General features: G+C 58.2%; 21 protein-coding genes. 6 read left to right on the top strand and 15 right to left on the bottom strand.

Features of this window, described 5'->3' with window-relative positions; translation table 11 throughout:
• Positions 1-102 precede the first annotated feature (102 nt).
• The 8 genes from rpsD to secY all read right to left on the bottom strand — a co-directional run bounded on the left by rpsD (position 103) and on the right by secY (position 5,687).
• The gene (rpsD, locus tag ABRP93_RS09115) at positions 103-708 is read right to left on the bottom strand and encodes a 30S ribosomal protein S4 (protein ID WP_023016758.1); all 606 of its coding nucleotides are present in this window, start codon (positions 706-708) and stop codon (positions 103-105) included.
• Between the two features lie 21 nt (positions 709-729).
• Positions 730-1,134 (bottom strand): 30S ribosomal protein S11, encoded by a 405-nt coding sequence (rpsK, locus tag ABRP93_RS09110; RefSeq protein ID WP_005277076.1) that lies wholly within the window; start codon positions 1,132-1,134, stop codon positions 730-732.
• 3 nt (positions 1,135-1,137) lie between these two features.
• On the bottom strand, positions 1,138-1,506 hold the full coding sequence (gene rpsM, locus ABRP93_RS09105; RefSeq protein WP_023025213.1) for a 30S ribosomal protein S13: 369 nt from the start codon (positions 1,504-1,506) through the stop codon (positions 1,138-1,140).
• A gap of 182 nt (positions 1,507-1,688) precedes the next feature.
• The gene (gene infA / locus ABRP93_RS09100; protein ID WP_003854422.1) at positions 1,689-1,907 is read right to left on the bottom strand and encodes a translation initiation factor IF-1; all 219 of its coding nucleotides are present in this window, start codon (positions 1,905-1,907) and stop codon (positions 1,689-1,691) included.
• A gap of 257 nt (positions 1,908-2,164) precedes the next feature.
• Positions 2,165-2,956 (bottom strand): L,D-transpeptidase, encoded by a 792-nt coding sequence (locus tag ABRP93_RS09095; RefSeq protein WP_023027965.1) that lies wholly within the window; start codon positions 2,954-2,956, stop codon positions 2,165-2,167.
• 66 nt (positions 2,957-3,022) lie between these two features.
• On the bottom strand, positions 3,023-3,817 hold the full coding sequence (gene map / locus ABRP93_RS09090) for a type I methionyl aminopeptidase (protein ID WP_023025210.1): 795 nt from the start codon (positions 3,815-3,817) through the stop codon (positions 3,023-3,025).
• Entirely contained in the window at positions 3,817-4,362 is a 546-nt protein-coding gene (locus ABRP93_RS09085) for an adenylate kinase (protein WP_023025209.1), read from the bottom strand. The genes map and ABRP93_RS09085 overlap by 1 nt, the downstream gene beginning before the upstream one ends.
• Positions 4,362-5,687: a preprotein translocase subunit SecY gene (gene secY / locus ABRP93_RS09080; protein WP_349887726.1), complete on the bottom strand. Its 1,326-nt coding sequence runs from the start codon at positions 5,685-5,687 to the stop codon at positions 4,362-4,364. Before secY ends, ABRP93_RS09085 begins: the two co-directional genes overlap by 1 nt.
• 384 nt (positions 5,688-6,071) lie before the next feature.
• On the opposite strand from secY, the gene ABRP93_RS09075 reads away from it, so the two are divergent.
• Together ABRP93_RS09075 and ABRP93_RS09070 are read left to right on the top strand one after the other, a co-directional pair.
• A complete protein-coding gene (locus ABRP93_RS09075) occupies positions 6,072-7,379 on the top strand; it encodes a class I SAM-dependent methyltransferase (RefSeq protein WP_349887725.1) in 1,308 nt (435 codons plus the stop codon).
• A 12-nt stretch (positions 7,380-7,391) separates the two neighbouring features.
• Complete coding sequence (locus tag ABRP93_RS09070) at positions 7,392-8,894, top strand: FAD-binding oxidoreductase (protein ID WP_023025206.1); 1,503 nt, start codon at positions 7,392-7,394, stop codon at positions 8,892-8,894.
• Between the two features lie 254 nt (positions 8,895-9,148).
• Here the strand turns inward: ABRP93_RS09070 and rplO are convergent, their stop codons facing one another.
• From rplO to rpsH, 6 genes are read right to left on the bottom strand one after another with little or no spacing between them, the layout of a single operon-like run.
• Entirely contained in the window at positions 9,149-9,595 is a 447-nt protein-coding gene (rplO, locus tag ABRP93_RS09065; protein ID WP_005277000.1) for a 50S ribosomal protein L15, read from the bottom strand.
• Positions 9,596-9,598: 3 nt separating this feature from the next.
• The gene (gene rpmD, locus ABRP93_RS09060; RefSeq protein WP_005276997.1) at positions 9,599-9,784 is read right to left on the bottom strand and encodes a 50S ribosomal protein L30; all 186 of its coding nucleotides are present in this window, start codon (positions 9,782-9,784) and stop codon (positions 9,599-9,601) included.
• Between the two features lie 3 nt (positions 9,785-9,787).
• Positions 9,788-10,411, bottom strand: coding sequence for a 30S ribosomal protein S5 (rpsE, locus tag ABRP93_RS09055; RefSeq protein ID WP_023025205.1), 624 nt, complete (start codon positions 10,409-10,411; stop codon positions 9,788-9,790).
• 40 nt (positions 10,412-10,451) lie between these two features.
• Positions 10,452-10,853, bottom strand: coding sequence for a 50S ribosomal protein L18 (rplR, locus tag ABRP93_RS09050; protein WP_023025204.1), 402 nt, complete (start codon positions 10,851-10,853; stop codon positions 10,452-10,454).
• A gap of 3 nt (positions 10,854-10,856) precedes the next feature.
• Positions 10,857-11,393, bottom strand: a complete 537-nt coding sequence (gene rplF / locus ABRP93_RS09045) for a 50S ribosomal protein L6 (protein ID WP_023025203.1) — start codon at positions 11,391-11,393, stop codon at positions 10,857-10,859.
• A 15-nt stretch (positions 11,394-11,408) separates the two neighbouring features.
• Positions 11,409-11,792, bottom strand: coding sequence for a 30S ribosomal protein S8 (gene rpsH / locus ABRP93_RS09040; protein WP_005276990.1), 384 nt, complete (start codon positions 11,790-11,792; stop codon positions 11,409-11,411).
• 354 nt (positions 11,793-12,146) lie between these two features.
• Between rpsH and ABRP93_RS09035 the strand changes: the two genes are divergently transcribed.
• Both ABRP93_RS09035 and fdhD read left to right on the top strand, forming a co-directional pair.
• Positions 12,147-12,395, top strand: coding sequence for a DUF6457 domain-containing protein (locus ABRP93_RS09035; RefSeq protein ID WP_005276987.1), 249 nt, complete (start codon positions 12,147-12,149; stop codon positions 12,393-12,395).
• Positions 12,395-13,213: a formate dehydrogenase accessory sulfurtransferase FdhD gene (gene fdhD, locus ABRP93_RS09030; protein ID WP_023025202.1), complete on the top strand. Its 819-nt coding sequence runs from the start codon at positions 12,395-12,397 to the stop codon at positions 13,211-13,213. The genes ABRP93_RS09035 and fdhD overlap by 1 nt, the downstream gene beginning before the upstream one ends.
• Here the strand turns inward: fdhD and ABRP93_RS09025 are convergent.
• The gene (locus ABRP93_RS09025; protein ID WP_349887724.1) at positions 13,210-13,995 is read right to left on the bottom strand and encodes a formate/nitrite transporter family protein; all 786 of its coding nucleotides are present in this window, start codon (positions 13,993-13,995) and stop codon (positions 13,210-13,212) included. The genes fdhD and ABRP93_RS09025 overlap by 4 nt on opposite strands.
• A 663-nt stretch (positions 13,996-14,658) precedes the next feature.
• Between ABRP93_RS09025 and ABRP93_RS09020 the strand changes: the two genes are divergently transcribed.
• Together ABRP93_RS09020 and ABRP93_RS09015 are read left to right on the top strand one after the other, a co-directional pair.
• Complete coding sequence (locus ABRP93_RS09020; RefSeq protein WP_349887723.1) at positions 14,659-15,156, top strand: sortase domain-bontaining protein; 498 nt, start codon at positions 14,659-14,661, stop codon at positions 15,154-15,156.
• Between the two features lie 233 nt (positions 15,157-15,389).
• Entirely contained in the window at positions 15,390-18,806 is a 3,417-nt protein-coding gene (locus ABRP93_RS09015) for a choice-of-anchor M domain-containing protein (RefSeq protein ID WP_349887722.1), read from the top strand.
• Positions 18,807-19,028: the final 222 nt, after the last annotated feature.

The following is a 19,028-nucleotide window of genomic DNA, read 5'->3' as shown; positions in this document are numbered from 1 at the left end:
TTTCGGCGACCGCTATTTGACGCCGGTAGAGGGGGTAAAAATCTTGAGGTTGAAGATTCCTGATGGACCGCGTGGCCTTGAAGAGCCGTGCGGTATAACAGTTTACTTCGAGTAAAGCTCGACGATGAGCTGCTCTTGCAGCGGAATGTCGATCTGAGCGCGCTCGGGCAACTGGTGCACGAGGATGCGCAGCGTATCAGGAACGACCTGCAACCATGCCGGTACGTTGGCATCGATAAGAGCGTCCTGAGCGTCTTCGAACCATTCCATCTTCTGGGAACGCGGGCGAACATCGATGATGTCGTACTGCGTAACCCGGTAGGACGGGATGTTGATGTTCTTGCCGTTCACGGTGAAGTGACCGTGGGAAACGAGCTGGCGTGCCTGGCGGCGGGTGCGTGCCAGACCTGCGCGGTAAACTACGTTGTCCAGGCGGGTTTCCAGCAGGATGACCAGGTTGTCACCGGTCTTGCCTGGGAGGCGGTTAGCCTCGGTGTAGTAGCGGCGGAACTGACGCTCCAGCACACCGTAGGTGTACTTTGCCTTCTGCTTCTCCTGGAGCTGCAGCAGGTACTCAGATTCCTTGATGCGGTTGCGGCCAGCCTGTCCCGGAGGGTACGGGCGGCGCTCGAATGCCATGTCTCCGCCGACCAAGTCGACGCGAAGACGGCGGGATACGCGGGTAGCGGGGCCAGTGTAACGAGCCATTTTCTTACCTCTTTCCTTCCCTTAAACCTTGCGACGCTTGGTCGGACGGCAGCCGTTGTGCGGCTGTGGAGTTGCATCCGTGATCGAGGAAACCTCAAGGCCTGCAGCCTGCAGGGAACGGATGGCGGTCTCGCGGCCGGAGCCCGGACCCTTGACGAATACGTCAACCTTCTTCATGCCGTGGTCCATTGCCTTGCGTGCGGCGCTTTCAGCGGCCATCTGCGCAGCGAACGGAGTGGACTTACGGGAACCCTTGAAGCCAACGTGGCCGGAGGATGCCCAGGAGATAACAGCACCGGTCTGATCGGTGATCGAGACGATGGTGTTGTTGAAGGTGGACTTGATGTATGCGTGGCCCAGAGCCACATTCTTCTTGACGACGCGACGGCCGGAACGGCGTGCGCCGGAACGAGTCTTTGGAGGCATGAACTACTTCTTCTTTCCTGCGATCGTCTTCTTCGGGCCCTTACGAGTACGCGCGTTGGTCTTCGTACGCTGACCGCGTACTGGCAGACCGCGACGGTGGCGCAGACCCTTGTAGCTTCCGATTTCAATCTTGCGACGAATATCAGCCTGAACCTGGCGGCGGAGGTCACCCTCAACCTTCCAGGAGCCTTCAATTGCGTCACGCAGTGCCGAAACCTGTTCATCATCCAGGTTGTCGGTGCGCAGGTCAGGAGAAATGCCAGTCTTTTCTAGCAATTCCTTGGCACGGGTTGGACCGATGCCGTAGATGTAGGTGAGAGCGACCTCCATACGCTTATTGCGTGGGAGGTCAACACCAGCTAGACGTGCCATAAGGCGTGTCCTTTCGGGTTGTTACGGCGGTTTTCTCCCCATCCGTCCCGCTCCATGCAACGCTTCGCCCGGACCGTGCCGGGAGTCCTTGGGTTACTTACCAGTGCGGGCTCAGGCCACCGTAGCCTGAGGTGTACAGGACAAAGTCATGCTTCGCCCTTGGGTGAGGAGGCTGACTGTGTTTACTTGTAGCGGTAGACGATGCGTCCGCGGGTCAGGTCATAAGGAGACAGCTCTACGACGACGCGATCCTCCGGGAGGATGCGGATGTAGTGCTGACGCATCTTACCGGAAATGTGTGCAAGAACCTTGTGCCCATTGTCGAGCTCGACACGGAACATTGCGTTTGGCAGAGGCTCGACGATGCGACCCTCTACCTCAATTGCGCCTTCCTTAGCCATAACCTCTACTTTTCTGGCGACAGACAAGTACCTGTCACCTGCATGTTTGTTGTCTACTGCGGTGGTGCAAGCCAACCAGACCTACTGGCGCTATACACCGTCAAACCAGCATACGCTGCAGCGACACGATTTCCAAACCGTACGCACTTTCCTAATTTCTCAACCTGGAACAAAACTAAAAATACCCTCGCGTTCAGTTCCAAGTTGCGGAACCGAGCACGAGGGCGGGGTGCGCTCACGCGGTGAACTACACCGAATTAGTAGATGTAGACCTTGTCACCAATTTGGACGTCGTTCCAGTAGCGAACCGCTGCATCGTACGGCAGGTGGACGCAACCGTTGGAGTCAACGTTGGTGTTGTCTAGGTGGAAAGCGTGGCCGTTGTTGGTGAAGTAGATGGAATACGGCATCGGCGCGTTGTTGAACTCGCGGGAGATCTCGTCCTTCACCTTGCGGTTGACGTGGAAGGTACCGCGCGGGGTTTCCTCACCCACCATGCCAGCGGACATGGATGGGGAAATGTAGGAAACATCGCCACCTTCCTGCAGCCAGGTGCGGCGGCCATCAAGGTCGACGCAGATCTTGGCGTCTGCTGGGCAGGAACCGCGGTCGAATTCATTGGCGCGGCGCTGCTCCTCCGCACGGCGTGCCGCCTCTTCAGCCTTCGCCTTTTCTTCCGCAACCTGCTGTGCGTGTGCGCGCTCAGCTTCCTCGCGAGCTTGGCGTGCTTCCTCGTTCTTCTGCGCTACTAGGCCCGGGAAAAGGAACTCCAGTGCGCTGTCCACTGCGGACTGCACATTCGGCGCCAGTTCTGGGGCGTACTTCTCAGCCTGATCCAGGATGTCAGTGCGGGTCTGCCATGCCTGGTCACGGGTCTGGCCCTGGAAGTTATCGATCTGCTGCTGGGCCTGTGCGGTGAGCTGATCGAGATTAGGGAGTTGCTGAGCAGAAGCTGCAGGGGCACCAGCGATGGTGCTCAATGCCATGACGCCAGCCACTGCTGGTGCAGCAACGGTGGCACTTAACTTGCGGAGGCTGAATTTAGACATAGTGGTGAGTATAAACCTTTCAGGGGATTATCGCCTAGTTTGAGAGGCGATTTCTAGGAATGTATATCAGGAGCGCCTGGTGAGAATGCGGGGGCCGTCCGCCGTCGCGGCTACCGTATGCTCCCAGTGGGCGGCAGTGGAGCCATCGAGCGTGACCACCGTCCAGTCATCTTCCAGCACCGCACTATCGACGGTGCCCAAAGTGAGCATGGGTTCAATAGCTAGGACAGAACCCTCCTGAATGAGGGGCCCGCGTCCAGGCTTTCCCTCATTTTCCAAATAGGGTTCTTCGTGCATGGTCCGACCAATTCCATGGCCGCCGTAACCGTCCACGATATAGAGGGATACGCCAAACTTATCTTCAGCGCGATAGGTTGCCTGCTCCAAGGCGTGGGACACGTCCGTCAGGCGGTTGCCCGGGACCATCGCTTGCAGCCCTTCCATGAGCACCCACTCAGTCGCCGCATTCAACGCCGCAACGTCCGGGTCCGGTTCACCGATGGGAAAGGACCACGCGCTATCTCCTACCCAACCATCTAGGGTGGCACCGCAGTCGATGGAGAGGAGATCGCCATCGGCAAGCAGTGTCTTTGCATCGGGGATGCCGTGCACAATGACATCGTTGACGGAAGAACAGATGGAGCCCGGAAACCCCTCGTAGCCCTTGAAGGTAGGGGTAGCACCGGCAGCGCGGATAGTTTGTTCCGCCACCGCATCGAGCTCCAGCGTGCTCACTCCCGGCGCCGCTGCGGCGCGAACTGCCTGCAGCGTCTTGCCGACGATCTCGCCAGCCGCCTGCATGGCATCCAGCTCGCCTGCGGTGCGGGCGGGGATGCGCTTGGTGCGGCGCCGAAAAGCCATTACTTGCCCAGCGCTTCCATAGTGCGGGCGTTGATTTCTTCGACGGAGCCTTCTGCCTTGATGGGGATGATGGCATCGCCGTAGTGCTCGATGAGCGGGAAGGTCTCATCGCGGTAGACACCCAGTCGGGTGCGGATGGTTTCCTCGTTATCGTCGGCGCGGCCGCGGGCCATCATGCGCTCAACAACGACGTCTTCAGAAACCTCGAAGTTCAATACGCCATCGAGCTTTTCGCCCTTCTTGGACAACAGCTCTTCCAAGATATCTGCCTGCTCGGTGGTGCGCGGGAATCCGTCCAAGAGGAAGCCGTTCTTGGCGTCGTCTTGGCTGAGGCGCTCTTCTACCATGCGCGCGGTGACATCGGTAGGCACGAGCTTGCCCGCATCGATATAGGACTTTGCCTCTACACCGAGCGGGGTGCCCTCGCCAATATTGGCGCGGAAGAGATCGCCGGTGGAGATGTGCGGGACGCCGAGCTTTTCACTCAGGATTGCCGCTTGGGTGCCTTTGCCAGCACCGGGAGGGCCGAGAAGTACAAGACGCATTATTTCAGTAGTCCTTCGTAGTTGGATTGGAGAAGTTGGGATTCAATTTGCTTGACCGTGGTCAACGCAACGGAGACCATAATCAAGATGGCCGTACCACCAAAGGCGGAGGTTCCGTTAGCAGAAGAGTGGCCGACGCCCAGGTCCAAGAGGATATTAGGCAAGATGGCGATCAACGCCAAGTACAGTGCACCGACGCTCAGCAGACGGTTCATGACAAAGCCGAGGTACTCCGCAGTGGGGCGACCCGGGCGGATGCCTGGGATGAAGCCACCGTACTTCTTCATGTTATCCGCTTGCTCGGCGGGGTCGTACTGCACCGAAACGTAGAAGTACGCGAAGAAAATGGTCAGCAGGAAGTACAAGACGATGTACTGCCAGGACGACGGCGCCTGCAGGTGCGCAATGACATTGCGCTGCCACCAGTTATCCGGGGTGTTCACGGAGCTGGAGTTGACGATCTGCGTGATCAGCACCGGCATATAGATAAGCGAGGAGGCGAAGATGACTGGGATAACGCCGGCCTGGTTGACCTTGAGCGGCAAGTAGGTGGAAGAGCCACCGTACTGGCGACGGCCCACCATGCGCTTGGCGTACTGCACCGGAATGCGGCGCTGGCCCTGCTCGATGAAGGTAATGCCGACGACCAAGACAATAAGGCCGACCAGCACCATGGCAAAGACCATGCCGCCGTTGTTTTGCAGGATATTCATGCCATCGGTAGGCAGGCGCGTAGCAATACCAGCGAAAATGAGCAGGGACATGCCGTTGCCAATGCCCTTTTCCGTAATCAGTTCGCCCATCCACATCACGAGGACGGCGCCGGAGGTCATCGTCACCACCAGCAGGATGAGGGTGAAGAAATTGCGGTCTTCCGCTAAGACCGGCACGCCCTGGCCCAGCAGCTGCTCGCGGTCCGCCAGCGCGACGATGCCAGAGGATTGTAACAGCGCCAAGGCGAGCGTGAGGTAGCGGGTGTACTGGGTCATTTTCGCCTGCCCAGATTGACCTTCCTTCTTCAGCTGCTCAAAGCGTGGGATGACCACGGTCAGCAGCTGCACGATGATGGAAGCCGTAATGTAGGGCATGATGCCGATGGCGAAGATCGACAGCTGCAATAGGGCGCCACCAGAAAACAGGTTAATCACGGAGTACAGGTCTCCTGATTCCTCTGTCAGTTGACGCAAGCGTCCTGCAATTGACGCGTAATCTACACCCGGCGACGGGATCTGTGCACCGATGCGGTACGCAATGATCATCACGACGGTGAAGACGATCTTCTTGCGTAGGTCGACATCCTTAAAAGCCTGCAAAATGGCGGACACTACAAAATCCTCCTGGCCTACCGCTGTCACTGCCACACGCGAATCTTAAGGATTCTTATTGCAGCAACACACGGAGGTGGACACTCGTTGGCCCCCTCAGGGCTCCACATCTTTCTCACACGGCGTTATGAAGTAAAGACTAGGAGTCCCAAAGGAACGGTGGAACACTTTTGACCCCATAACCCTACCAGCCATATAACTGCGAGCCACATCTAACCCGCATTATGTGACAATGATTGCCTTTTCTTTCGCGCTTATTCCGCTAGGGGTTTACCATGTTAATTATTGCCCTGCGCAATTTTCTACCCGTAGTATTCCGGCCTTGCGATCCCTAAACACCAAGGTCGTTATTGGTGTGAACCCAACATTGCGAAAGAAGTCTGAATGAGCAAAAAATTCACGCCGATGACCGTTGCTGAGATCATCGACGTCTTCATCCCTAGTCCCAACCCGTTCCGCTGGGAGGCCTTTGATGGCTCGGCCACCGGCCCTGTCGATGCCGAATACAAGGTCACCATCAATAGCCTTGGCGGACTTGCTTATATCGCCACCCACCCAGGCGACGTCGGATTCGCCCGCGCCTACGTCACCGATGGCATCTCTGTAGAAGGTGAGCACCCCGCCCACCCGTACGGCATCTTCAATGCCCTGCACGCCATGTATGACAAGTTTGAAAAGCCTGGCGCTAAAGACTTGGCCCGCGTGGTTCGCTCGCTGGCTTCCATGGGCGCCTTCCACATCCAGCCGGTGCCTGAGGTAGAGCGCGCCTCTTGGCTGCGCCGTAAGCTGCACGACGGCCTGTCCAAGCACTCCAAGGAGCGCGATGCCGACGTCATTTCTGATCACTACGACGTGGGCAATGACTTCTACGAGCTCTTCTTGGGCGATTCCATGACCTATACCTGCGCCTACTTCCCCACCCCGGATGCCACGTTGGAGGAGGCACAGGAAAACAAGTACCGCCTCATCTTTGACAAGCTGCGCCTAAAGGAAGGCGACACCCACCTGGACGTGGGCTGTGGCTGGGGAGGCATGGTGCGCTACGCCGCTCGCCGCGGCGTGAAGTCCATCGGCGTGACCTTGTCGCAAGAGCAGGCCGAGTGGGGCCAAAAGAAGATTGAGGAAGAAGGCCTGCAGGATCTGGCCGAGGTCCGCTTCATGGACTACCGCGATGTCAAAGAACAAGGCTTCGATGCCATCTCCGCCATCGGCATCATCGAGCACATCGGCGTGCAGAATTACAATGACTTCTTCAAGTTCATGTACAGCAAGCTCAAGGTCGGTGGGTTGATGTTGAACCACAACATCACCTACCCGGATAACCACAAGACGCCCAAGGGCGGGTTCATCGACCGCTACATCTTCCCCGACGGCGAGCTCACCGGCTCTGGTAACGTCACCAAGGCCATGCAGGACAATGGCTTCGAGGTCTTCCACACCGAGTCCCTGCGCTTCGATTACATGCGCACCCTGCACGAATGGTGCGAGAACTTGAAGGAAAACTGGGAAGAGGCCTGCGATCTGGTCGGCCTACCCACCGCCCGCCTCTACGGCATCTACATGGCCGGCTCGGAGTGGGGCTTCGAGCGCAATATCATTAACCTCTACCACTTCTTGGGCATCAAGCTTGGTGAAGCCGGCTCCCGCGCCGGCGTGCCTGAGCGCCGGTGGTGGGAAGACAGCCGCTTTTAAAAGGAGCCCACTATGACCCTTTTGGATCAATTGCGCGAGCGCGTTTCTGCTTTGCAGCCGCGCCCAGTCGACGCCGTGCGCATCGAGCCCGTGGGCTGGCAGGCCCACCGCGCAGGCGTAGACACCTTGTTGCGCAGCTTCCGCGAGGTTCCCGCCGGCAAGCGCGTGCGCTTGGCCAAGAAAACTTCTAACCTCTTCCGCGGCCGCAGCGAGAATCAGGTAGGCCTCGATGTCTCCGGCTTGGGCGGGGTCATCGAGGTCGATCCCCTCGCCCGCACCGCCGATGTCCAGGGCATGTGCACCTACGAGGACTTAGTCGATGCCACCCTCCCGCACGGCCTCATGCCGTTTGTGGTGCCGCAGCTGAAGACCATCACCCTAGGTGGCGCTGTGACCGGCATGGGCGTGGAGTCCACCAGCTTCCGCAACGGCCTGCCGCACGAGTCCGTCATCGAGATGGATATCCTCACCGGCACCGGTGAGATCCTCACCTGCTCGCGTGAGCAGAACGTCGATCTCTTCCGCCTCTTTCCCAATTCCTATGGTTCTTTGGGCTACGCGGTGCGCCTCAAGATTGAGCTCGAGCCCGTGCCTCCCTACGTGGAGCTGCGCGAGCAGCGTTTCCACACGGCGGAGGAGGCAAGCCGCGTGCTTGCCGATGTCTCCGTTAACCACACCCACGAGGGTGAGACCGTCGATGGGCTAGACGGTGTGGTCTTTTCTGAGGACGAGGCCTACCTCGTCTTTGCCCGCTTCACCGATGAGGAAGGCCCTACCTCCGATTACACGCGGGATAAGATCTATTACCGCAGCCTGCAGCACGCCCAGGGCATGCGGCGCGACCGGCTCACCATCCGCGACTATATCTGGCGCTGGGATACTGACTGGTTCTGGTGCTCGCGCGCGTTTGGCGCCCAGAACCCCAAGGTCCGCAAGGTGTGGCCGCGCGAGCTGCGCCGCAGCTCCTTCTACTGGAAGCTGGTGCGCTTGGACCGCAAGTACGAGCTGGAGTACAACTTCATCAAAAAGCCGCACGGCAAGCCGCGCGCCGAGCGTGTTGTCCAAGATATCGAGGTCACCCCGGAAAACCTCCCGGATTTCCTCCACTGGTTCTTCCAGGCCTCCGATATCCAGCCTGTGTGGCTGTGCCCCATCCGCCTGCGCGATGGCGTGGGCGAGCTCGTAGGCACCGGTGATATTGCCGCCGAGTCCCAAGATCCCTGGCCGCTCTACCCGCTGCGCCCCGGCAAGACGTGGGTCAACGTCGGTTTTTGGTCCGGCGTGGATGGCGATCACGTCGATCCCAGCGCCCCCGGCAATGGCGCCTTCAACCGCGTTATTGAAGAAAAGGTCAATGACTTGGGCGGCCACAAGTCGCTGTATTCCGAGGCCTTCTACTCCCGCGAGAGGTTCGAGGACCTCTATGGCGGAAAGCTCCCGGATGCGATCAAAGCGGTAACGGACCCGGACGACCGCTTCCCCGGCCTCTTTGAAAAGACCGTGGACGAGGCTTAAGACGGCCTCCCACAATCACTGAAGGGTGGAACGCTTTCACGAGCGTTCCACCCCTTTTTGTCGCTTAACCCAGCTCCCGGGCCGGTTCAGCGGCGCGCGCAGGTGACTGCCGCGCGCGCAGGCAATTACTGCGCCTGGGCCACCTGCGCGGTCTCCGAGTTATCCGGCTGGGATAGCTGCGACAGATCGACTACACCCCCTCGCCCCGCACGCTAGGTGCGAGGAAAGGGGGTGTAGCTATTCTCTAGTCCAGATTATTTGGTGTTGGCGGAACCGCCAGCAGCCTCAATCTTTTCTACAGCGGACTTGGAGAACTTGTCTGCGGTGACGTTCAACTTAACGTTGATGTCGCCGCTGCCCAGAACCTTGACCGGCTGGTTAGCGCGGACGAGGCCAGCAGCTGCGATGTCAGCGACGGTGATGTCGCCGCCATCGGCAAACTTCTCGGCCAAGTCAGCCACGTTAACAACCTGGTACTCAACGTGGTTCGGGTTCTTGAATCCCTTGAGCTTAGGCAGACGCATGTGGATGGGCATCTGTCCACCCTCGAAAGCAGCGGGAACCTGCTTACGAGCGCCGGTACCCTTGGTACCGCGACCAGCGGTCTTACCCTTGGATGCCTCACCGCGGCCGACGCGGGTCTTGGGCTTATTTGCTCCTGCGGTTGGGCGCAGGTCGTGCAGCTTGATGATATCAGCCATGGTTTACTCCCCTGCCACTTCTTCGACGGTGACCAGGTGGCGAACCTTGTGAACCATACCGCGGATGATCGGGGTGTCCTGCTTAACTACGGACTGACCGATGCGCTTGAGGCCCAGAGCCTCAATGTTCTTGCGGTGGTTCGGCTTGGTGCCCACCAGGCCCTTTACCTGTGTAATCTTCAGAGCCATTGTTTATGCCTCCTGACCTGCGCGCTTGCGCAGCATACGGGCCGGGGTGACCTCTTCGAGGGACTTGCCACGGCGTGCGGCAACCTCTTCGGGGCGAACCAGCTGCTTGAGGCCGTCCACGGTAGCGCGGACGACGTTGAGTGCATTGTCGGAGCCCAGGGACTTCGACAGAATGTCCTGCACGCCAGCGCATTCGAGCACTGGACGAGCAGCACCGCCGGCGATGACACCAGTACCAGGAGCGGCGGGCTTCATCATGACGATGCCCGCTGCGTCGCGACCCTCGACCGGGTGGGTGATGGTGCCGGCAACCATAGGTACGCGGAAGAAGTTCTTGCGAGCCTCTTCTGCACCCTTCTGGATTGCAGCCGGAACTTCCTTAGCCTTGCCGTAGCCAACGCCTACCTGACCCTGGCCGTCACCAACGACGACGAGAGCGGTGAAGGACATGTTGCGGCCGCCCTTAACGGTCTTGGAGACGCGGTTGATGGTCACAACGCGCTCGATGTACTTATCGCGCTCGTTGTCCTGCTGGTTACGACGATCGTTGCGACGGCCGTTGCCGCCGCGGTTGTTCTTGTTGTTCTCGGCGGAGCGTCCGCCGTCACGCTGTTCACGGTCCGACATTACGCGATCCTTCCGTTGATGTTTCCGTTGACGATGATCATTAGAACTTCAGACCACCTTCACGTGCGGCGTCTGCCAGCGCAGCGACGCGGCCGTGGTACTTGTAGCCTGCGCGGTCAAAGACGACCTGCTCAATGCCAGCGGCCTTGGCGCGCTCAGCAATCAGTTCGCCCACCTTGGCAGCCTTTGCCTTCTTATCGCCCTCGAATGCACGGATGTCCGCTTCCATGGAGGATGCGGAAACCAGGGTGTGGCCTGCCAAGTCATCGATGACCTGGACGTGCATGTGGCGCGAAGAGCGGTGCAGGACCAAGCGCGGGGACTCAGGGGTGCCACGCAGGGTCTTACGGATACGGAAGTGGCGGCGTGCGCGTGCTTCGCGACGACGAGAAGAAATGTCCTTGCCGACTGGAGTGCGCTTCGTGTTTTCAGTGTTTGCCATTGCTTACTTACCCGTCTTTCCGACCTTGCGACGGATCTGCTCGCCTTCGTAGCGAATACCCTTGCCCTTATAAGGATCGTCCTTACGCAGGCGACGGATATTAGCGGCGATCTGTCCGACTAGTTGCTTGTCAATACCGGTAATGGACAGCTTGGTGTTGCCGTCCACTGCGAAGGTGATTCCCTCCGGAGCCTTGATGAGGACCGGGTGGGAATAGCCCAGGCTGAATTCCAGATCCTGGCCCTTTTGCTGCACACGGTAGCCGACACCAAAGATTTCCATCTTGATGGTGAAGCCCTCGGTCACGCCGATGACGGCGCTGTTGAGCAGCGAGCGGGACAGGCCGTGCAGTGCACGGTGCTTGCGGTGATCATCAGGGCGGGAAACGGTCAAGATGCCGTCTTCCACGTTGATGGTGATCGGATCCGGAACGTTTACGCTCTGGGTACCCTTAGGGCCCTTGACCTCAACGTCTTGGCCGTTGATGTTGATTTCGACGCCGTTTGGTACGGCGATCGGTGCTAGACCGACTCGAGACATGTGTCAAACCTCCCTTTACCAGACGTAGGCGAGAACTTCTCCGCCTACGCCCTTCTCCTCAGCCTGACGGTCAGTCAGCACACCGTGGGACGTGGAAATGATAGCCACGCCCAGGCCGCCCAAGACCTGTGGCAGTTCGGTGGACTTTGCATACACACGCAGACCCGGCTTAGACACGCGACGCAGACCAGACAGGGAACGCTCGCGGTTGTTGTACTTCAGCTCGAGGGACAGGGTGTGGCCCTCAACGGTGTAGTCAGCGATGTAGCCTTCCTGCTTCAAGATGTCAGCAATGTTTGCCTTCAACTTGGAGGTAGGCATCGACACGACGTCGTGGTGTGCGTTACTTGCGTTACGCACACGCGACAGCATGTCGGCAATAGGATCAGTCATAGTCATATGAGTGACCGTGTACCTTTCTCGTTGCGGTTCCCGTGCTCACCAAAGCGTTTTCCGTGTGATTTCGGGCTACTCACGCTCCTCACGGTCAATACCGCAAGGCGCTCGCCACCCTTTGATTCAGACAACGGTCCGCTATAAACGGCGAGGGGCCTACAACAAAGTTGATGTTCAATTCTTTTTCGGCTCTGCGTTTTGCCAGTTCAGCACGCAAAACCCGCAGGGCTTTGCGCGTGCACCGGTTGTAGCGCAGGCACGCGGGAACACTTTACGCCATATCCTGCGGTTTTCCAAATAAATCCGCTGCATTCATTACAGTCGGATGCAGCGCCACATAATTGAGGAGTAGTTGAGATGAGTACCGAGAACGAAGATCCGATCCGCACCGCCCACCAATGGCTTGAAGAAGCCGCACGGCTATTAAACCTCGAGCCCCACGAGGCCACGGCGCTGACCCGAGAACTACTGGATCTAACCAAGGACGTGGCCCATACCCAATCGCGGCCGGCAGCACCGTTGACGGCGTTCGTGGTGGGGTTGGCATCGGCAAGCACGGCAGAAGCCAAGGTAAATATCGAAACCCTCAAGGAGGCGCTGAAGTAATGGCTGGACGTAAGAATGCCACGTTTGCTGTCACGAAGGTCCGTCTGGGCGAGCACGCGCAGGTAGATACCCGCGCCGATACCGTCGCCGGCGAGGAGCCGCTTGAGATTCGCGTAGGCGGGCAGACCATCACCACCACCATGCGCACCCCGGGCCACGATATTGAATTGGCGCACGGTTTCCTCCACTCCGAGGGGCATATTGCCGCGCTTTCCGATGTCACCACTGCCCGCTACTGCGCCGGTGCCACCGTCGAAGGCATGAATACCTATAACCTGCTGGACCTGGAGCTGGTAAAGAACACCCCACTGAGCTTGAGCGATCTTCGCCTGACCACGACGACGTCCGCCTGTGGCGTGTGCGGGACCTCCTCTATCGAGGCGCTGACGAAGAAGTCTCGCTACCCCATCCCCCATATCCCCGTGGACCCACAGCTGGTGGTCCAGCTGCCGGAGAAACTGCGCGCCGCCCAAAAGGAATTCCGCAAGACCGGCGGAATCCACGCCGCCGGCGCGTTTACCCTCGAGGGTGAGCCGGTGGTCATCCGGGAGGACATCGGCAGGCACAACGCCGCTGATAAGGTCATTGGCAATCTGCTCATGGAAGAGCGCCTGCCCGCCGATGACCTCATTTTGGTCATGAGCTCGCGCGCCAGTTTCGAGCTGGTCCAAAAAGCCGCCATGGCAGGTTTTGGCATGCTCGTTGCCGTCAGCGCTGCTTCCTCCCTTGCCGTAGAGACCGCGCGCGAAACCGGCATGGCGCTAGTGGGCTTTGCCCGCGCCGATCGCTTTAATCTTTATTCGGGCACGCTGGCCTAGTCGCGGTAGTCCTCCGGCCCATTATTGAGCCAGGCGTAGACCCCACCGATGAGCAGGCCGCCGCCGATGAAGTTGCCTATCCACACCAGCGCCCAGTTGAGAGCAACATTGCCAATTGTCAGTGCGGCCGGCAGTGGATCGCTGCCGAAGAAGGTAAGCGCAAAGAGGCAGAAATTGGCAATTACGTGCTCCAAACCCAGGCCCACGAAGATACCGATGATCGGGACGATAACAAAGAACTTCGACACAACGTCCTTGGCAAAGACCGCGCTAACGATGCCCATATTGACCACGAAGTTTGCGGCCATGCCCTCTACGAGCATTCCCTGCGGGGATTTGGTCAGCTTGCCTTCAGAGATGGTGACCAACAGGTGCGAGGGATCCATATTCGCGAGCTTGGCGGACATGCCGATGACGGCGGCAAAGATGATGGCGCCGACTAGGTTAAAGATCGTGGTAATAAGCAGTACGTAGAAGGCCTTGCCCCAGGACAGGTGCTTCTGTATCGCCCCGTAGACCATGTACATCATATTGCCGGTGGCCAGCTCAGCGCCGAGGATAACGATGGCAAATAGGCCCAAGCCGAAGAACAGGGCAAATGCCACAGACCCCAGGCCCGGGGCAACGCCTTCTACCGCTTGGCCTACGACGCCGGCAAACACGGTACCGATGCACAAGTAGACACCGGCGAGGATTGCGCGGACAGAAAATCGTGCAAATGATTGATCGAGCAGGGCGGCCTTTTTCAGGGATGCGCCCTTGGCAGCTTCGTTGAGAGACACCGTTTCTTATTTTCCTTATTTAGCTTTACTTATACGGACAAGAGAACCACGGATTATCGTAGCGGTTAGCGCAACCGCTACCTCGATAAGCCGGAACAACCGCTACCTCGATAAGCCGGAAAAGAAAATTATTACTCTAAGCTGGGTTCACACCCATCCCTATTGTCCCTAGTTTCCTCGGAGGTCACAGTGGAGCACCAAGACCACCCACGGAGGAAGGGATCTCACTTATCCGCAGCGCAACCGCGCCACACTATATCCTTAAATCACAACACTCCAGGCCATGCTTCTAGCGTTGCTGATAAAAATTCCCGGCCCAAAGGTGGCTCTGGCCGGCACCATTCCACAGAGCGCGATTGGCGGAAAGCAGAGCATCACGCGCGTCACATCCAAAGCCGTTACCCGAATCGCAGAATAAAAGAGACTTCAGTTCCAAGGCACCGAAAAGCCCCTTCTTCCCCTTGGGATCGCTTTAAAGGCGCATGGGCGTCCTCCGGAGTTCTTCGAGTCTCAGCCGGCATCGTTGCAACGATCCTCGTCATCAGCACGATCGATCGCAGCATCAATACGACCGAGCAAAGCATAAGCCCACCCAAAGGGTTAGAAACCAACGAGGCCCCTGGAGAAACATCTCCCGTAATCGAACCGTCGGCGGCACTAGACATGTATATCCCTGCCATCGACGTCCATGCGCAATTTGAGGATGGCACGTGCCGCGTAGTCGATGGCGCCATAAACCCTGACACCATGGATAAGGCTTGCACTTATACTGCCGATGACCGCCCCTACTCCCTGCCGGGAACAAATGCCGACGATATCGTCGTTATCGCTGGGCACACCGGCGCCGGCGTGCCTGCCGTATTCAATAAGCTTTACGATGGCGCTGCCAACGAGCACAAGGTCAGCATCGGCGACAAGCTGTACCTACGCACCAAGAATTCCGACCAGAACTGGCTCACCTACACCGCAACCGATCTTCACGATCCCGATAAACAAGGCCTAGCCGGGGACTCAAGCGTATGGGGAGACGAGGCGATGCCAGGCAGGCTGCTGACCATTAGCTGCATTCAACCCGCTAACCCCCTCAAGGCAGCCGTTCGCAATGCCGTCGTGGGATGGCAATTCGAGGGCACCACCCACACCGCAGACGACAAATCTTAACCGCTCAGCAGCACTGCGGTCACTCGCCCGCCTTCCGCTTATCCGCTCCTTTTCCTCAGCTTTACACAGTCCCCGCTTCCGCAACCGGAGGTAGGGACTTTCTATATCTTCTTTCCCAGCTCGCGGGCAAAGGTTCACTATTTTCAACAACGCTAATGATAACGGTTTGCAATAGTGTAGTATTCGTCGCAACCTATATAAAAGTTCACTGCACCTAACCTTGGGAGAACCTTATGCCGTTGCGCACCTCACTACCGCGCCTTGCCAGCATAGTCGTGGCCTTGGCGCTCGCGTTATTCCACGCTCCCTTCGCCCTCGCTGAGGACGCCCCACTTGTCCGCACCCAAACGCACGTAGATTCCCCGCACGCGGTGTGGAAGGACGGAAACTTCAAACTCATGTCCAATAGTGCGGGCCTAGTCCCCATCGAGGACACGATCAACTGGGTCAGCCACGGCCGCGTCGATGGCGGCCTAGGAGCCTATGCCTGGCGCGTTCCCGATGACCCGCGCTTCGAGTTTCTCAATGCCGAGAAAAACCAGCTCATGTACTACGGCGGCCCCGCAGTAGGCTTCCCGAAAAACACCATGCCCATCTGGGCTGGGTTCGGTGCCGCCACGGATCTTCCCACCGATCAATTCCGCGATAAATCCTTCAACATGGAAATCGTTGATTTTAAGGGCCCCGGCCGCATGGAGCTGTTTACCTACAGCGACGAGAACTATCCTCTGAACCGCCTCTGGTCCTCCCACGAGCCGGGATTCCGTACCACCTGGGTCAATGCAGGCACGCACACGCATAACGCCACGACGTTTACCCGTCCTGGCCACTACGAAATAACCTACCGCGCTTCGGCTCGAAAGAAGGATGGCACTTTCATCCACTCCGAGCCACAAACCTTGGTCTGGCAGGTAGGCGGAACCAACCCCGCCGAGCGCACGATCACCGACCTTGATACCGCCTTTAATGACGCCAAGTCTGAATACTCAGGCTCCGAAGGGGCCGAGTCCAACGCTCCTATATTTAAGATGGCTCCCTCCAAGGCCGATACAAAGGGCGCGAAGCAAGGCATCCTCACCACGCTCTCCCTCGATACCGGCAATGCCAAAGACTCCGGCCGCGCCGTATTCACCATCAACGGCCACTACCTTGCCGAGCGCAAGGTAGAAGGCGGTAAGGCTTCGTGGGATGAAATGATTGGTGATGAAGAATCCAACTTCCAAGCCATCTTTATCCCCGACAATGATTCCCCAAGCCCTCGCTGGGTATCCGAACCCGTAAAGTTCTGGACCAGCACCGATGGGGAAAAGGACGATGAAGATGCCGAAGCTTATACAACGAAAAGCGGCGAGCTTCCTACCCCAGAGATGGAAGAGATAGAGCCGTTTGAGACCGATCCCCTTGAGATCACGAGCTCTGATGTCACCGTTTCCACCAGTAAAGTGTACGGCGAGGGCGACCGTAATATCGACATCACCGTAGCTCCCGAGGATGACCGCACCACGGTGCGCGTTACCGGCGGCTTCTACAAAGTAGATGGCGAACCGATGACCAGCCTGCCGCAGAACGCTATTGCAGATTGCGAAATCGGCTTTACTTCCGGGCCGGGGCAAAGAACGAGCAGGCAACTCATCGACAGTTGTAAGCAACCCGGATACCAACTCATGCTGCGCATCGTTCCTGACTCCCGCTCCGATGCCGCCGGCGCCTCGCTATTTAGCCATACTCACAAGGATGCTTATGAGCCGATCGCTGAGACCACCGTCTCGTTCGCTGAGGCTTCTGACTCCACGGATTCACAGGACCCAGAAGGATCGGAGAAGCCAGAAGACTCCGACGCCCCAGAGAAGCCGCAGGATTCGGAAGAATCAGAAGGCTCTGCCCCATCCAAGAATCCCTCGCCTTCCACGACCTCGAAGCCTTCTGTTCCCAAGATCCCCTCACCCAAGCCGCAGAACCCGAAGGATAAAGACACCCCGCACAAGGAGCTCAATCTGCACCGGGGTCACGTAGATATCGCCCCGATCCACGAAGATGGTGAGCTGCACCTAGGCATCAAGGACGAGACGAACCTGTACCACATTGGTGCAATCTGGCGTAAGCCTTCCGATGTCTTTTTCACCGTTCCAAAGCAGGTCAAGTCCACTTTGAACAAAGACATTCCGCACTTTGGAAAGAAAGGCAGCGCTGCCTACGTCCTGCCAGAGACACAGCGCACCGGTGTAGTGTGGCCTGGGCTCAGCACTGAGGATGCTTACAAGGACACCAAGAAGAATTACACCTTTACCTTCACCCCCGTCAGCGCCCCGAAGGACGGCGAATGGTTGGCATACCAGGCTGATCAGACCGGGCTGGACCAGCGCCTTGCCGGCAGCGATGGCACGCATTCCTACACCACCGAAACCGCAGAACACATACACCTCAACTGGGCATTCAACAAACCCGGTACGTATGAAGTTGGTGTCACGGTCGCAGAAAAAGACGGTAAGCCTGCGAAAAAGGCTGTTCTGCGCTTCAAGGTAGCTACCGAGGATTCATCATCTGCTGCCCCACCCACTACTGGGAACGACAGTGCCACTGAAGGCGACTCCAACGGCACGGAAAGCACCACACCGTCGAAGGAACCAAGCCCAGAGACAACGGAACCTGCTCCCAGCGCAGAACCGTCTAAGAAGCGCGAGATTACCAAGGGCCACATCGACTTCGGGCCAAAGGTTGTGGACAACAAGCTCGGCTTCTATGTCAACGAAGACGACCAACACAACGTGCCTGAAGACGTAGCGCTGCGCATTCACGATGCCCGCCGCGTGACGGTCGCTGACTCCCTGGCTAAGACGCTGTCTTTTACCGGAATGGTAAAGACTGGCTCAACGATCTACCACCTACCATTGCAACAGGACCACGACGCTGTGTGGCCGGGGTGGGACACGATCAAGGTGGGGCAAGACTACCGTGACGCCGCGATCGAAGTTCGCCCTAAGTCGGCGCCTACGGACGGAAAATGGTGGGCCGGCCACACTGCCTCCCTAAACACGCCGGCACGCACCTTAGCCGATAGCAACGGCACCCATACGATCAAAGGCGTTGAGGATGGTCCTTTCCATGTCCACGCGCACTGGATTTTTACCGAACCAGGCCGCTACGAAATGGACATGCGCACCGTCAACAACGACGGCGACAAACTCACCGACTGGCACACCGTGACCTTCCTCGTGGGCGATTCAACCACCCAGCCCGGTGGAAAGGACACCGACAAAGAAAGAGATAAGGAAAACAACAAGCCCGCAGACTCCTCGAAGGTTAAGCAGCCAGGCGCTACCAAGCCAGATAACGGCTCGAATAGCACCGGCACTAATAAGCCGGGGTCCGATAAGTCCAAGGCAACTAACTCATCTGGATCGAATGCGGGCGCTAAGGCATCCATGGGAAATGGCGCTGGGAAGTCGGACGGCTCCACCAAGTCCACTACTGCTAAGGGCGCAGGCAGTGGCTCTGGTCCAAGCTCCAGATCCGGCGGAGGCTCTTCCAGCTCCCACAACGGCGCACTAGCCTCTACGGGTGCCAATATCGGTTGGGTTCTCGTGCTCGCCGCACTCTTTATTGTCGGCGGCATAGTACTGGTGAAAAAGCGGTCTAAAGGCAGTCAGTAGCCCTTAAGCTCCGGGGTTCGTTGACCGCCCAACCGCAACGAACTCTCACCGAGGAACTGCTCCACGACCTTAGAACCCAAGAAGCATCAACCCCTAACGCAGAGCTCAGTGAGGTTACCCTCGTTTAGTGGACACCCGATTAGTGCGGATCTTGTGTCCGTAGGAGAGGATGTTCATTGTGAGTTCGTCAAGGAAGAAGTACACCCCGGAGTACCGGCAGGA

Source organism: Corynebacterium sp. KPL2850 (genome assembly GCF_040225855.1).
GTDB lineage: Bacteria > Actinomycetota > Actinomycetes > Mycobacteriales > Mycobacteriaceae > Corynebacterium.
The sequence above is the reverse complement of the archived record's forward strand: the minus strand, read 5'-3'. Positions and strand labels throughout refer to the sequence as shown.